Source organism: Burkholderia sp. Se-20373 (assembly GCF_017104705.1).
Taxonomy (GTDB): Bacteria; Pseudomonadota; Gammaproteobacteria; order Burkholderiales; family Burkholderiaceae; genus Burkholderia.
Map to the genome: position 1 here is coordinate 1 of NZ_JAAGPH010000081.1, position 14537 is coordinate 14537.

Here is a 14537-nt window from a genome sequence, read left to right on the forward strand (position 1 = left end):
GGCGCGCTTCGACGCCAAATACCTGCCCGCCGATCCGGCACTCGCACACGGCGCACCGGGCGCCTACCGGAACCGGCCGGCCGTCGTGCTCGCGCGCCGGATGGACGAGCCGTTCACGATCGCCCGCGCGGAGAACGGCGACACGCGGCGCGGCGCGGGTCGCCGCGGCGGCATCAGAAGCGGTCGGCGAGCCCCATCGCCGGGTCGCTGACCGAGTGGCGGCCGGTTTCGACACGGCCGGCGACGCGGCGCGCGAAACTCGCGTCGCTGTCCGCGGTGACGATGAAGTCGTACCAGTGGCCGGTCGAGTCGAGCTGCCAGTGCAGCTCGGCCTGGTCGCCGGCGCGCACCGTGACCGTCCACGTGGTACCGGTGCCGGTGCCGTGGCCATGACCGCGATCGTCGTGCGCGCCACGGCCGGACAGCGGCCCGTAGACCTGGTTCGACCTCACGGTGAAGCGCACCGTCCCGCGGCCGTGGTTGCGCAGCTTCAGGTGGAGGTTGCCGCTCGCGCCCGCATAGCCGACGCGAACCTCCGGCTGCGGCGCGCGTGCACCGGCCAGGCGGCTGAGGTCGCCGGTGAAGCGGCGGTGATAGCCGTTCGGGCCCAGCACCCACAGGTCATATTTACCGCCGTTGTCGGCGCGCGCGGCCCAGTCGCCGTGCAGCGTCTTGCCCGGTTCGACGACGTAGCGCCGCGGCAGGCGGTCGAGGTGCAGCGTGTCATAGACGTGAAACACGGCGGCGGCGCGGCCCGTGTTCGCGAACTTCAGCGTGACCGTGCCGGTGCCGGCATCGGTACGCGCGCTCGCATGCAGTTCGTAAGGCAGCGCGCGCGACGGGCGCACGCCGGTCGCCTGGGCGGGCAGCGACGGTGCGGCCGGCGGCACGATCTTCGGCGCGGCCTGTTGCGCGGCGCTCAGCGCGTCGACCTGGCTTTTCGTCGTATGGCCCGCGAGCGTCGGCAGCGGTTCGTGGTTCGGCGAGCGGAAGTTGAACGCGCTCGTCAGGTCGCCGCACACCGCGCGGCGGTACGCGCTGATCTGCGGCTCCGCGACGCCGAAGCGCTTTTCGAGGAAGAGCAGCGTCGACGTGTGATCGAACACCTGCGAGTTGACCCAGCCGCCGCGGCTCCACGGCGACACGACCCACATCGGCACGCGCGGGCCCGGGCCGTATGGACGGCCGTCGATCGCCGGCTGGCTCGACGTGGCCGGCGTGAAGTCGTGGTACTCGGCGGCGACGTCGGCGTCCCGCAGCGTATGGCCGCCCGCGAGCGTGCCGTCGGCGTTGCGCGACGGCACGGCCGGCGACGGCATGTGATCGAAGAAGCCGTCGTTTTCGTCGTAGTTCACCAGCAGCACGGTCTTGCTCCATACCTCCGGGTTCGCCGTCAGCGCATCGAGCACGGCCTGCACGTACCAGCCGCCCTGCGCGGGGCTCGACGGCCCCGGATGTTCGCTGTACACGGACGGCGGGATGATCCACGACACCTCGGGCAGCGCGCCGTTGCGGATGTCGTCGCGGAACGATTCGAGGAAGCCGTACGGCATCGTGTTGCCGAACCCCTTCGCGAGCGGGCTCAGCGGATCGTCGATCGCCGGATCGTAGAACGCGCCGGCCGCCGTCACGGGCTGCGTGATGTCGGTCGACGCGACGTACGCGGGCCGGCGCGCGGGCGGCATCTGCTCGATCGCCGCGCGCCAGTGGCGGAAGCTCATCATCTCGTTGCAGCCGAAGTTGTCGATCAGGCTCTGGTACACCTTCCAGTTCACGCCGGCCTGCTGCAGCCGGTCGGCGTAGGTGGTCCAGGTCCAGCCCTGGCTCGACGGGCCGATATCGTTGCCGCCGTTGAACTGGTTGTTCAGCGCGGCGATCTTCACCCGGCTGCCGTCGGTGGGGCTGGTGCCGTTCGGGCCGTTGGTGCCGCTCCAGTAGAACAGGCGGTTCGCGATCGTGCCCGTGTGCATCCCGCAGTGGTAGTGGTCGCACAGCGTGAACGCATCGGCGAGCGCGCGCTGGAACGGTACTTCCGCCGCGTCGTAATAGCCCATCGACAGCGGCGTCTTCGCGTCGGGCCAGCGGTTCATCCGGCCGTGGTCCCACGCGGCCTGCGCATCGGCCCACGTGTGCGGCGTGCCGCCCGCGCGCTGCGCGTTGCCCTGGCTCGCGTCGAGGTGATACGGCGTGACGGTGGTGGCGGGCGTCGCTTTCGTGTACGTTTGGTAGAACACGTTGCGGCCGTTCGGCGACGGCACCGCGAAGCGGTCGCCGTAGCCGCGCACGCCCTTGAACGTGCCGAAGTAGCTGTCGAATGCGCGGTTCTCCATCATCAGCAGCACGACGTGCTTCACATCCTGGATGGTCCCCGTTTCGTGAAACGCGGGAATCGCGAGCGCGCGGCGGATGCTCGGCGGAAACGCGGACAGCGCGGCGGCGGCGAGGCCGGAAGTGGCGGTTTGGTGAAGGAATTTGCGGCGTGACGTCATGGCGTTCGGGTCCTGTGATGATGGGAGCGTTCGTGACTTCGTCTGGCGGCGCCCGTGCATCGCCCCCTGGGACGATGCGCGCGGCGTGTGCGTTCGAGTGCATCGGCCGCGCATGGCGGAGGTGCGCGCATCGCGCGCGATGCGTGGTGTCGCGCGGGTGCCTTGGCCGTCGCCGCGATCCCGTGCAACGCGCGCTCGTGATGCGCGGCCGGGACGTCGGCACACGCCGGCCCGGCGCATGCCGGGTTGGGCGGCACCCAGTCTAGGGAGGCGGCGTGACGTCGACGTGATGAAGACATGACATCGCATGTCGTGCGCTTGACGTTGCGTGCGCAACGATTGACCGGGAAGCGATGCGCGACGGAATGGGGCAGGAATTACCGATCGCGGCGTGAGAAGCCGGTCGTATTTTTCCGGTTCGCGATGGAGGGGTGTGCTCGCGCATCGTTGCGAGTGCAACGGCATCGCATGACGCCCATGTTTCAAATGCGTGAAATCGGATAAGCTCGACACGTTGCTGCGCACGTGCGCAGCCCGCGCGACTGGCGCGACTTTTCGGACCCGGCCCACCCATGACCGACATCACGATCCGGCACAGCGAGGCGCACGACGTCGACGCGATCCGGCAAATCGCCGCGCATCCCGCGGTGTACGCGAATACGTTGCAGCATCCGTTTCCGTCGCTCGAGAAATGGCAGAAGCGGCTCGACGGCGTGCGCGAGCACGGCGTGAGTCTCGTCGCCGAAATCGACGGCGTGGTGGTGGGCCATCTCGGCCTGCATCCCGAACAGAATCCGCGCCGTCGCCATGCGGCAGGGCTCGGCATGATGGTCGACGCGACGCGCCACGGGCGCGGCGTCGGCAGCCGGTTGCTCGCGGCCGCGATCGATCTCGCGGAAAACTGGCTGAACATCACGCGCCTCGAGCTGACCGTGTTCACCGACAATCGCGCGGCCGTCGCGCTCTACGAGAAGCATGGCTTCCGGGTCGAGGGTGAATCGCCGGGCTATGCATTGCGCGCTGGCGTGCATGAGTCCGTGTATCACATGGCGCGGATCAAGGCGCGGCAGTGAAGGCTCGGCCGACGCGTATCTGACAGCACGCGCGGCCGCGATGCCGCGCGTCATATTCATTCGAGAATTCGTTCGTTTTCGCCCGGCTGTGCCCGTCGTATCGTCGAAGGATTTGCCGGCCGCCTCGGCCGGTGTGCGTTTTTCCGAAACGATCATGCGCGGCGTTGCACGTCAGCAGGCTTCGTCGTCATCGCTTCATGGTTGTGACTTCGCAGCCATCGCTTCGCGCGCCGCACCTTCCCGCAATCGTCTCTTTCAACGGACCCGCTTCGATGAAAACTGCTCTCCGGAATCTGACTGCCGCCTGCCTGCTTGCCGCCGCGGGTGCGGCGCTTGCCGCTGCCACGCCCACAAACGCCCCGGCGGCGAGCGCCGCGCCTGACGGCGCGCACCTGCCGCCCGGCATCGCGTGGCAGCACGGCGACGTCGACGCCGCCTTCGCGCTGGCGAAGCGCACCGGCAAGCCGCTGCTGCTCTACTGGGGCGCGGTGTGGTGCCCGTCGTGCAACCAGGTGAAGTCGACGATCTTCAGCCAGCAGGCATTCAAGACCCGCTCGTCGTTCTTCGTGCCCGTGTATCTAGACGGCGATACCGAAAGCGCGCAGAAGCTCGGCGAGCGTTTCAAGGTGCACGGCTACCCGACGATGATCCTGTTCCGTCCCGACGGCACCGAGGTGACGCGGCTGCCGGGCGAAGCCGATCTCGATCGCTACATGCAGGCGCTGTCGCTAGGGATGACGGCCGCGCACCCGGTGCGGCAGACGCTCGCGACCGCGCTGAAGAATGGTGCGTCGCTGACGCCGGACGAATGGCGCCTGCTGGCCGACTATTCGTGGGATACCGACGGCGCGCTGCCGGTGGCGGCCGATCGCGTCGCCGAGACGCTGCAGTCACTCGCGCAACGCGCACGCGCGGCTGGCGCGAAGGCCGAATCGGCGCGCTTCGCGCTGAAGTCGGCCGTGGTCGCCGCGTCCGACGATCCGGCGCAGGCCGGCGCGCTCGACAAGGCGGCGCTTGCCGATTCGTTGCGCGCGGTGCTGCGGGATCCGGTGTTGTCGCGCGCCGACTCGGACGTGCTGGTTGCGGCGCCCGCGCGCGTGGTCGCGTATCTCGGCGGCGACGACGCGCAGCGCGCGAAATTGCGCGGCGCATACGACACGGCCCTCGCGCGCCTGTCGACCGATACCACGCTGTCGTCGATCGACCGGCTGATGGCGCTGCACGGCCGTGTGCTGCTCGCGCGCGGCGATGCACGCAAGGGGGCACCGCTGGCCGCGCCGGCGCCGGCGCTGGCCGACACGGCGCGCAAGCAGATCGCCGCGTCGGTGCAGGGCGCCGCGAATGCCTACGAACGGCAGGCGCTCGTCAGCGAAGGGGCCGACACGCTGACCGACGCGGGGCTGTACGACGAGTCGGATGCATTGCTGAAGACCGAGCTGACGCGCTCGTCCACGCCGTACTACTTCATGTCCGGGCTGGCTGCGAATGCGAAGGCGCGCGGCGACAAGGCCGCGGCGCTCGACTGGTACCGCAAGGCCTATGACTCGGCGAGCGGGCCGGCGACGAAGCTGCGCTGGGGCGCGACCTACTTTGCGAATGCGGTCCAACTGGCGCCGGACGATTCGGCGCGCATCGAAGGGATTGCCGCGAGCGTGCTAGCGCAGGCCGACAAGACGCGCGACGCGTTCTACGGCGCGAACCTGCGCGCGCTGACCAAGGTCGTCACGCAGTTGAACCAGTGGCGCGGCAGCGGTGCGCACGATGCATCGGTCAAATCGATCGCGAAGCAGTTCGACGGCATCTGTGGGAAACTGCCCGCCGGCGATCCGCAGGCAAATGCCTGCGCGCGCCTGATCCAGCCGGTCAAGGCATAGATCCGGTGGCACTACGTGGGCTGTCGGGATGCCTTCCGGCGCGTTTCACGATACCCACGAGGCCACCGACACCATGCCCCACCTGACGCTCGAATATTCCGCGAACCTCGACGGGTTCGACGCCGGCGCGACCTTGCGCGCGCTCAATGCCGCGCTTGCCGCGTCCGGTCATTTCAACGAGCTCGACATCAAGAGCCGCGCGCTGCGGTTCGATACATTCGCGGTCGGCACCTCGCCGGCGCCGCGCGCGTTCGTCCACGCGAAGCTCGCGGTGCTGAGCGGCCGGACGACCGACGTCAAACGTGAATTGTCGGAGCAGGTGCTGGCGGAACTGAAGCGGCACGTCGTTGCGCCGCCCGGCACGCACCTGCAGCTGAGCGCGGAAATACTCGAATTGGAACGCGAGTCCTACGCGAAAGCGAGCATCGAACCGCGCTGATCAGACGGTGCGGAGCGTGCCGCGCGAGCCGCGAACGCGGCGGTGATGCGCGCACGGCCGGCGGATTCGAAACCGGACTATTGGCCCGTCGAGTACGTGCCGCGATTGCCGTAGCCGGCACCCGCGGCCCGCGGCGCACCTTGCTGCCGCGCGATTTTCGCCTCGGCGGCCTGAATGCTGGCCGGGTAGAACCAGTCGCTCGGCTGGAAGCCGGCCTTTCTCAGTGCAACCACTTCGGCATGAACTTCGGCGCGCGTGAGCGGCTGGCTGGTTTGCGCCTGCGCGGCGAGCGGCGCGGCGAAGGCGGCAGCGAGGGCGATGGTGCGGATGAGCGGGTTCATGAGCGGATACCTCCAGGTTTTCGACGGTGCCGATCGCATGCGGTCACCGTTGAAAGCAGTGTAGGCCTCGCCCGACGCGCGAAAAATGCCGCTGCGACCAACGTAGTGTTCTGCTGCGGATAACAATGAGTGAGCCGGCGAGCGCGCGTGTGCGGCGTGCGGCAAAAAGGGAGGAGGCGTGGAGGCGCGGCCGGCCGCATCGACGCGGCCGGCGGGCGGCGGCCCGGAGACGGGCCGCCGCGGGGTGTTACACGAGCCCCGTCGTGTAGTACACGGCGATCACGAAGAACACCGCGAGCGTCTTGATGATCGTGACCGCGAAGATGTCGCGATACGACTCGCGGTGCGTGAGGCCCGTGACCGCGAGCAGCGTGATCACCGCCCCGTTGTGCGGCAGCGTGTCCATGCCGCCGCTGGCCATCGCGACGACCCGGTGCAGCACGTCCAGCGGGATATTGGCGGCCTGCGCACCCTTGATGAACAGGTCCGACATCGCGGCGAGCGCGATGCTCATGCCGCCCGACGCGGAGCCCGTGATACCGGCGAGCGAGCTGACCGATACGGCCGCGTTGACGAGCGGGTTCGGAATGCTCTTCAGTGCATCGCTGACGACGAGGAAGCCCGGCAGCGCGGCGATCACGCCGCCGAAGCCGTATTCCGACGCGGTGTTCATCGCGGCGAGCAGCGCACCGGCGACGGCGGCCTTCGAACCGGCCGCGAAGCGGCCGCTCACGCGCTTGAATGCGGTCAGGACGACCAGCACGATGCCGAGCAGCAGCGCAGCCTCGACCGACCAGATCGCGACGACGGTCTTGATCGACGTCGTGACCGGCGCGTGCACGCCGGGCAGCACCTCCGGCGCGACCGTGTACGACGCGGCGCCGTACCACTGCGGAATCAGCTTCGTGAACGCGAAGTTCGACACGCCGACCAGGATCAGCGGCAGGATCGCGAGCGCGGGATGCGGCAGCGACGTGGTCTCGACGCGCTCCGGCTCGTTGACGAGCGACGTGCCGTAGCCTTCGCCCTTCGCCATCGCCGAACGGCGGCGCCATTCGAGATACGTGAGGCCGACGACGATGATGAACAGCGAGCCGATCGTGCCGAGCACCGGCGCGGCCCAGGCGGTCGTCTTGAAGAACGTGGTCGGGATGATGTTCTGGATCTGCGGCGTGCCGGGCAGCGAATCCATCGTGAACGAGAACGCGCCGAGCGCGATCGCGCCGGGCATCAGCCGTTTCGGGATGTTGCTCTGGCGATAGAGTTCGGCCGCGAACGGATAGACCGCGAACACCACGACGAACAGCGATACGCCGCCATAGGTGAGCAGCGCGCACACCGCGACGATCACCGCATTCGCGCGTGAACGGCCGATGTAGCGGATCGCCGCATGGACGATCGACTCGGAGAACCCGGAGAGTTCGATCACCTTGCCGAACACTGCGCCGAGCATGAACACCGGGAAATACAGTTTGACGAAGCCGACCATCTTCTCCATGAAGATGCCGGAGAAGACCGGTGCGACGGCGGCGGGTTCGGTCAGGAGCACCGCGCCGAGCGCGGCGATCGGCGCGAACAGGATCACGCTGTAGCCGCGATACGCGGCAAACATCAGGAACGCCAGCGCGGCGAGGACGATCACGAAAGACAAGGGAGTCTCCTAATGGCTTTGGTTGTTGTTCGATCGCGGGACGCGCCGCGGACCGGCTCGGGTTCGTGCAGGTTTCGTGCCATCGGCCGGATTGCGCCGCCGGACATGGGTCCGCCGGAGACTGGCTGGCCCGCGCCGGTCGTTGTCTGAGGATTCTACATAAAACGTCTCCATCCGGAGACGAAATGGCCGTTCTGCCAGCCCGTGGAATCGGGCAGGGCTTTCCCGGACAACGCGTTGCGGCGTGTCTCCAGAGTGAGATAATCCGTCTCGTTCCGGAGACAGCCGGCCCAGAATACACGGAGACGACGACACGATGATGAATGACTGGGCCCGCCTGCCCGTCAACTACGGCGACGTGCTGCGGCGCGCCGCCGAGTCGCTGTTCCGGACCTTCGAGGATTCGAGCGCGGGCACGGTGGTCGTCGATCGCGATGCGCGTGTGGTGTGGATGAACGAGCGGTACGCGGCGCGCTTCGGTTTCGCCGATCCGCAGCAGGCCGTCGGCCTCGACTGCGAGGCCGTGATCCCGAACAGCCTGATGCGCGAGGTCGTGTCGACCGGGCAGCCGATCCTGCTCGACATCATGGAGACGGGCCGCGAGCCGCTCGTCGTGACGCGCCTGCCGCTGAAGAACGAGGCCGGCGAGACGGTCGGCGCGATCGGCTTCGCGCTGTTCGACCAGTTGAAGACGCTTACGCCGATCTTTTCCCGCTACGCACAGCTTCAGCAGCAGCTGATCGCGACGCAGCGTTCGCTCGCGCAGGCGCGCCGCGCGAAATACACGTTCGCGAGCTTCGTCGGCACGAGCGCCGCGAGCCTCGAAACCAAGCGCCAGGCACGCCGCGCCGCGCAGGTCGATTCGCCGGTGCTGCTGCTCGGCGAGACGGGCACCGGCAAGGAACTGCTCGCGCATGCGATTCACGCGGCGTCGGCGCGTGCGCTCCAGCCGCTCGTGACCGTCAACGTCGCCGCGATTCCCGACACGCTGCTCGAAACCGAATTCTTCGGTGCCGCACCCGGTGCGTACACGGGCGCCGATCGCAAGGGGCGCATCGGCAAGTTCGAGCTGGCCGATCGCGGCACGCTGTTTCTCGACGAGATCGGCGACATGCCGCTGCCGCTGCAGGGCAAGCTGCTGCGCGTGCTGCAGGACAAGGAATTCGAGCCGGTCGGCTCGAACCGGATCGTGCGCGCCGACGTCCGGATCATCGCGGCCACGAGCGCCGACTTGCCGGCGCTGGTCGCGGCCGGGCGTTTTCGCGCGGATCTCTATTACCGGTTGAACGTGCTGACGATCCACGCGCCGCCGCTGCGCGAGCGCGCGTCCGACATCGCGGCGCTCGTCTATGCGACGCTTGAGGAGCTGGCCGCGCAGCACGGGCGCGCCGCCCATTGCGAGCTGACCGACGATGCGCTGCGGATGCTGTGTGCGTATCCGTGGCCGGGCAACGTGCGCGAGTTGCGCAATACGCTCGAACGCGCGCTGATGCTGTCGGACCGGTCGGTGATCGACGCGCGCGCGCTCGCGCCGTTCCTTGGGCCGATGCGCGTATCGACGGACGCGGCCGCACCGGCGCAGCCGCTGGCCGTGGCACCGGTCGAACCGCGCGCGGGCGAGCGGCCTGCCGTGCCGGCCGCTTCGTATGCCGATGCATTGGCGGCGTGGGAGCGCCAGTTCCTGACCGATGCGCTGGCGGCCTGCGACGGGAAGGTGGTGGAAGCGGCCGCGCGCATCGGGATCGGCCGCGCGACGCTGTACAAGAAACTGGCGGCGCTGGGTATCGACCGGTGAGCCAGACGGCCAAGCCGACGCGCTCGGACGTGAAGCATCGAACAGGAGATCACGATGAAACGGATCGGCATCGCAGGGTGGCTGACCATGTTGCTGGCGACCGCAGCGTTCGCGCAGTCCGGCGACACCGATGCACCCGAGGCGCGGCGCAACTGGTACAACGATCCGTTCATCGCGCTGTCGCGGGACGTGGCCGAATGCCCGTTGCCGCTCGGCCCATGGATGACCCGGGCCGAAATGACGGACGACGCGCATTACCGCGCCGAACGCGGCACCACCTGCTGGCTCGCGCATCGCTGCACGAAGCCGAATTCCTATATGTATGACGCACCGATCGCCGACGCCGTGAAGGCACACTTCGCCAACTCCGATCGGCTGCATGGCACGAGCCTGTGGATCACCGTGCAGCGACGTTTCATTTACGTCGAAGGATGTGCGGATACGGCGTTCGATCAGCCGGCGTTGCAGCGCGAACTCGAGGCGCTTCCGGACGTCGAGCAGGTGTTCGTTCGCATCACCGACGATCCACGCAAGCGCTTGCCGTACAAGGCGCGCGGGCAACCCGGCCGAACGCCGAACTGACGGCCGAAGGGTCGCGCATGGCATACTCGCGGCATTCAAAAAAAGGTTGACGGGAACCACAATGAAACACATGCTTGCGTCGGTCTGTCGGTGGCCTCGGGCGGCCGTTGTGTTGGCTCTGGTTGCAGGGCTCGGCGGGTGTGGCGGCAGCGCGCCGCTGTTCACTTCGGACGGGCGTCCGACTACCCAGGTGCAATGCACCGGTAGCGACTGGAGCAATTGCACGGACAACGCGCGGGCGATCTGCAACGGCGATTTCGAAGTGATTCAGCAATCGAGCGATGACGCCACGCGAAATCTTCTCTTCGCATGCAAGAAAAAGAGCGGTTATTGATCCCGAGATAACCGGCTGAGGCGACCACGATCGGGCGAAGTGTTTTTCTGTTGGCTGAGCGTCATCTATTTTTCACGAATAACACTCACGGAGTCCCATCCATATGGCGACCTACAGGCAACTGACCGCGCAGCTCGAACGGCTTCAGCAAAAGATCGACAAGGAACGCGAAAAGGCGATTGCCGATGCGATTGCCGATATCCGCGCGAAAATCGAGGAATACGACATTACCCCGGAAGAGCTCGGGTTTCGTCCGGTGGGCGCGGCCGCTGGCGCAGCCAAGCCGAAGCGTGTGTCGCCGCCGAAATATTTGAATCCGAAGACGGGTGAAACCTGGAGTGGCCGCGGGCGCTCGCCGACCTGGCTCGGCAAGAATCGCGAGCGTTTCCTGATCAAGGATTGACTCCCGAAAAACCTCACCTATCGCGTACTGACTGACGGTGCGAACGGCCATGCGGCCGTCGCACCGTTTTGTTTTTGTGCACTCCCGGCGCGATTCCCGACGGCGTATTGAACCGCGACGCCGCGCAATTAACGGATCCCGATTTGCGAATTCGCTGCGATTCGACGGGATATCGCGGCGAATTCCGGTAAACAGCCGTGCAATTGCGCAGCGCATGCGTATTGGCCTGCGCCATTCTCGTGGTGCACGCGTGCTGCGAATTCCGATCACCTTTCGCGTGTTGGCGCGTGGCGCCGTGCAATTCCCGAAGAGTCTCACCATGGCTCCTGTAAATCCTCACCTTTGACGAAGCGGACGCCGCGTCGTGCTGCACGCCGGCACCGTGGGCGCCGAGCAGAGGTGCTCGGCCGGCGCGCGGCGATGGCTTCCGTGCTGGTGTTGCAAGCCCATGATGCGAGCGTTGACGTGGGTCGAACAGTCGACCGTTCGGCATATAGGCAGCCGCATGCGCTTCGCCTATGCTTGGGGTTCGCGTCGATCGGCGTATGGCCTGTCCGTGCCGCACGCCGATCGGGTCGTCTTTCGTTACCGCAGGGAGCCGATGTGACCGTTCGCCATCTCGATGCGTTATTCCAGCCCAAGTCCGTTGCGGTCGTCGGTGCATCGTCGCGCGCGGGCAGTATCGGCGCGATGGTGTGGTCGCGTGTGCTCGACGGTGCATTCGAGGGGCCCGTGTGGCCCGTCAATCCGAAGTATCGTGAGCTGCACGGGCATCCGGTCGTTGCCGATGTCGACCGGTTGCCCGCGCCGCCGTCGGTGGCCGTGATCTGCACGCCGCCCGCGACCTGGGCCGGGATCGTGCGCAAGCTCGGCGAGCTCGGCGCGCGTGTTGCGGTGATCGTCGGCGAGGCGCGCACCGATGCCGATCGCGCCGCGCTCGATCGCACGCTGAAGGCGGCGAAGCCGTTCGTGCTCCGTATCGTCGGGCCGGGCAGCCTCGGCGTGCTGTCGCCTGCACGGCACGCGCATTTCGGCGCGCCGGCCTACACGGCACGATCGGGCGGCGTCGCATGGGTGTCGCAATCGAACGCACTGACGAACGCGGTGCTCGGCTGGGCCGATGCACGGGGCCTCGGTTTTTCGCACGTCGTCGCGCTCGGCGGCGAGTCCGACGTCGATGCGGGCGACGTGCTCGACTATCTCGCGAGCGATCCCGGCACGCGCGCGATCCTGCTCGAACTCGATACCGTGCGCGCCGCGCGCAAGTTCATGTCGGCCGCGCGCGCGGCCGCACGCAACAAGCCGGTGCTCGCATTGCGCACCGGCCGCGCCGATCCCGGCGACGCGCTCTATACGGCGGCGTTCCAGCGCGCGGGGATGGTGCGTGTGGATGCGCTCGACGATCTGCTCGACGAGATCGAGACGCTCGGCGTCGGCCGCGTCACGGCGCGCGGCGCGGCCACGCTCGTGACGAGCGATGCGGGTGTCGCGAAACTCGCGGTCGATGCGGTGGCCGAGGTGCGCGATGTGCTGACCGACTGGTCGCCCGCGGCCACGTCGGCGGTGTCGGCGGCGCTGCCGCATCTCGCATCGCCCGGCAATCCGCTGACGCTGGGCGACGATGCGCGCCCCGAGCATTTCGCCGCGGCGGTCAAGGCGCTCGCGCCGTTCCCGCAAACGGGCACGCTGTTCGTCGTCCATTCGACTTCCCACAGCGCGCCGGCCGATGCGGTTGCGCATACGCTGATCGAATCACGGCAGTACGCGCATCGCGGCATCCTCGCGTGTTTCTTCGGCGCGGTCGACGCGGCGACGCGCGATGCGCTGCACGCGAACGGCATTCCGGTGCACACCACGCCGCAGCGGCTCGCGCGCGCGTATGCGCGTCTCGTCGACTACAACCTCGGGCGGCAACTGCTGATGCAAACGCCCGAGGGCACGCCGCCGCAGCCGGCCGAGTGTGTGGCATCCGCGCAGGCCGACGCGCGCCGGAGGGTCGAAGCCGGCCAGCATGAACTGACCGGCGAAGCCGCGCTGCACTGGCTGTCTCATTTTGGCCTGCAGGGCGAGCCTGCCGTCGAGCCGGCCGGAAAGAAAGTCGTCGATGTCGCCGTCGACATGTACGACGATTCGAACTTCGGCCCGGTGTTTCGCTATGCCGTGCCGCCCGCGGACGGCGTATCGGCGCCGTTCGTCGTCTATGGCCTGCCACCGCTGAACACCGTGCTTGCCCGCGCGGTGATGGAGCGCTCGCCGTATGCACGCAGCACACCCATCGAGCCGACGCTCGACGCGTTGACGGCGCTGTCGCAGGTCGTCTGCGACGTGCGTGAAGTCGTTGCGATGTCGGTCACGCTGCGCGTGCTGTCCGACCGCGCGCACGTGATCGCGCCGCGCATCACGATGGCAGCGGGGCGCAGCCGGCTCGCGATCATGCCGTATCCACGCCACCTCGAGCAGACGCTCGAGTGGCGCGGCGAGACGGTGACGATCCGCCCGATCCGTCCGGAAGACGAGGCCGCGCACAACGAACTGCTCGGCGCGATGACGCCGGAGGATCTGCGGATGCGTTTCTTCGGCGCGGTGCGCAGCTTCGATCATTCGCAGGTCGCGCGCATGACGCAGATCGATTACGACCGTGAGATGGCCTTCATCGTGTCGTTCACCGACGTGTCGGGGCGCGACCACACGCTCGCGGTGGTACGCGCGGTGGCCGATCCCGACAACGAGACGGCGGAGTTCGCGATCGCGGTACGACCCGATCAGAAGGGCAAGGGGCTTGGCCGGCTGATGATGACCCGCATCATCGACTACGCGCGCTCGCGCGGAACCGCCTGGATGATCGGCGAGGCGCTGCGCGAAAACACGGCGATGATCTCGCTGGCGAAGGCGTGCGGGTTTGCGGTGTCGACGACGGAGGAGCCTGGCGTCGTGGGCTTCAGGATGAAGTTGCAGCCGTAGCGTCTGTCGGCGGCCCGACGCGCGGAGACGTGCATGCGGTGGATGTCTCCGGCCTTCCGGCACGTTCGGAAGGTTCCCGGTCAGGAATGCAGGGCATTCGAACCTGCGTCGCGAGCGAAGCAACCGAGAAAGTGTCGGCGCCTGTTCGCAGCGGAAATATCGACGCGCAAATGGCACCGATCCGGCACCGCGAGACGCGTACCGCTTGCCGTGATACCCGCCCCGCGCCGCTGTTTCAGACACGGTGTCGTCACGCATTTACCGCCGCATTCCGCCTTCGAAAATTCGAACTTACCCAAAAGGTGAGACTTTTCGGGAACTGTCGGTTAGCTTCTCCGGGAAGGTTGGGGTGAGTCGATACGGGAGCGCTGGGTGAGCCGATACAGGATCACTCGGTGAGCCTTCCCGGGAATGGCTGGTGAGCACGTTCGGGAGCCGCCGGTGAGCCTTTCCGGGGCACATGGGTGAGGATCTGCGGGAAGCGTCGGTGAGGACATCCGGGACGCTTGGGTGAGGGTCTCCAGGAGCCAGGGTGAGCTTATTCGGGAGGGTTCGGTGAGCGCTTTCGGGACGCAAAGGTGAGGCTTTTCGGGAG

11 protein-coding genes and 1 pseudogene are annotated in these 14537 nt (G+C 67.6%); 9 read left to right on the top strand and 3 right to left on the bottom strand.

Going from position 1 to position 14537, the window contains the following annotated elements; all coding sequences use genetic code 11:
* A pseudogene (locus tag G3N96_RS23900) lies at positions 1-154 on the top strand (PGDYG domain-containing protein); the annotation flags it as partial.
* Positions 155-173: 19 nt separating this feature from the next.
* On the opposite strand, the gene G3N96_RS23905 reads toward G3N96_RS23900, so the two are convergent.
* Positions 174-2489, bottom strand: a complete 2316-nt coding sequence (locus G3N96_RS23905) for a phospholipase C, phosphocholine-specific (protein WP_206138673.1) — start codon at positions 2487-2489, stop codon at positions 174-176.
* 572 nt (positions 2490-3061) lie between these two features.
* Between G3N96_RS23905 and G3N96_RS23910 the strand changes: the two genes are divergently transcribed.
* The 3 genes from G3N96_RS23910 (at position 3062) to G3N96_RS23920 (ending at position 5875) form a co-directional block, all read left to right on the top strand.
* Positions 3062-3562 (top strand): GNAT family N-acetyltransferase, encoded by a 501-nt coding sequence (locus G3N96_RS23910; RefSeq protein ID WP_206138675.1) that lies wholly within the window; start codon positions 3062-3064, stop codon positions 3560-3562.
* Positions 3563-3834: 272 nt separating this feature from the next.
* A complete protein-coding gene (locus G3N96_RS23915) occupies positions 3835-5436 on the top strand; it encodes a thioredoxin family protein (RefSeq protein ID WP_206138677.1) in 1602 nt (533 codons plus the stop codon).
* Between the two features lie 73 nt (positions 5437-5509).
* Positions 5510-5875 carry a 5-carboxymethyl-2-hydroxymuconate Delta-isomerase gene (locus G3N96_RS23920; protein ID WP_206138679.1) on the top strand — a complete coding sequence of 122 codons (366 nt, stop codon included), beginning with the start codon at positions 5510-5512 and terminating at the stop codon, positions 5873-5875.
* Between the two features lie 77 nt (positions 5876-5952).
* Here the strand turns inward: G3N96_RS23920 and G3N96_RS23925 are convergent, their stop codons facing one another.
* On the bottom strand, positions 5953-6216 hold the full coding sequence (locus G3N96_RS23925) for a DUF4148 domain-containing protein (RefSeq protein ID WP_206138681.1): 264 nt from the start codon (positions 6214-6216) through the stop codon (positions 5953-5955).
* Between the two features lie 247 nt (positions 6217-6463).
* The gene (locus G3N96_RS23930; RefSeq protein ID WP_124582592.1) at positions 6464-7867 is read right to left on the bottom strand and encodes a GntP family permease; all 1404 of its coding nucleotides are present in this window, start codon (positions 7865-7867) and stop codon (positions 6464-6466) included.
* Positions 7868-8183: 316 nt separating this feature from the next.
* Between G3N96_RS23930 and G3N96_RS23935 the strand changes: the two genes are divergently transcribed.
* The 5 genes from G3N96_RS23935 to G3N96_RS23955 all read left to right on the top strand — a co-directional run bounded on the left by G3N96_RS23935 (position 8184) and on the right by G3N96_RS23955 (position 13942).
* Positions 8184-9662: a sigma 54-interacting transcriptional regulator gene (locus tag G3N96_RS23935; protein WP_206138682.1), complete on the top strand. Its 1479-nt coding sequence runs from the start codon at positions 8184-8186 to the stop codon at positions 9660-9662.
* Between the two features lie 54 nt (positions 9663-9716).
* Positions 9717-10244: a BON domain-containing protein gene (locus G3N96_RS23940; RefSeq protein WP_206138684.1), complete on the top strand. Its 528-nt coding sequence runs from the start codon at positions 9717-9719 to the stop codon at positions 10242-10244.
* 61 nt (positions 10245-10305) lie between these two features.
* Positions 10306-10578 carry a hypothetical protein gene (locus G3N96_RS23945; protein ID WP_081421152.1) on the top strand — a complete coding sequence of 91 codons (273 nt, stop codon included), beginning with the start codon at positions 10306-10308 and terminating at the stop codon, positions 10576-10578.
* Positions 10579-10681: 103 nt separating this feature from the next.
* Positions 10682-10981, top strand: a complete 300-nt coding sequence (locus G3N96_RS23950) for an H-NS histone family protein (protein ID WP_089475849.1) — start codon at positions 10682-10684, stop codon at positions 10979-10981.
* 603 nt (positions 10982-11584) lie between these two features.
* A complete protein-coding gene (locus G3N96_RS23955) occupies positions 11585-13942 on the top strand; it encodes a GNAT family N-acetyltransferase (RefSeq protein ID WP_206138686.1) in 2358 nt (785 codons plus the stop codon).
* Positions 13943-14537: the final 595 nt, after the last annotated feature.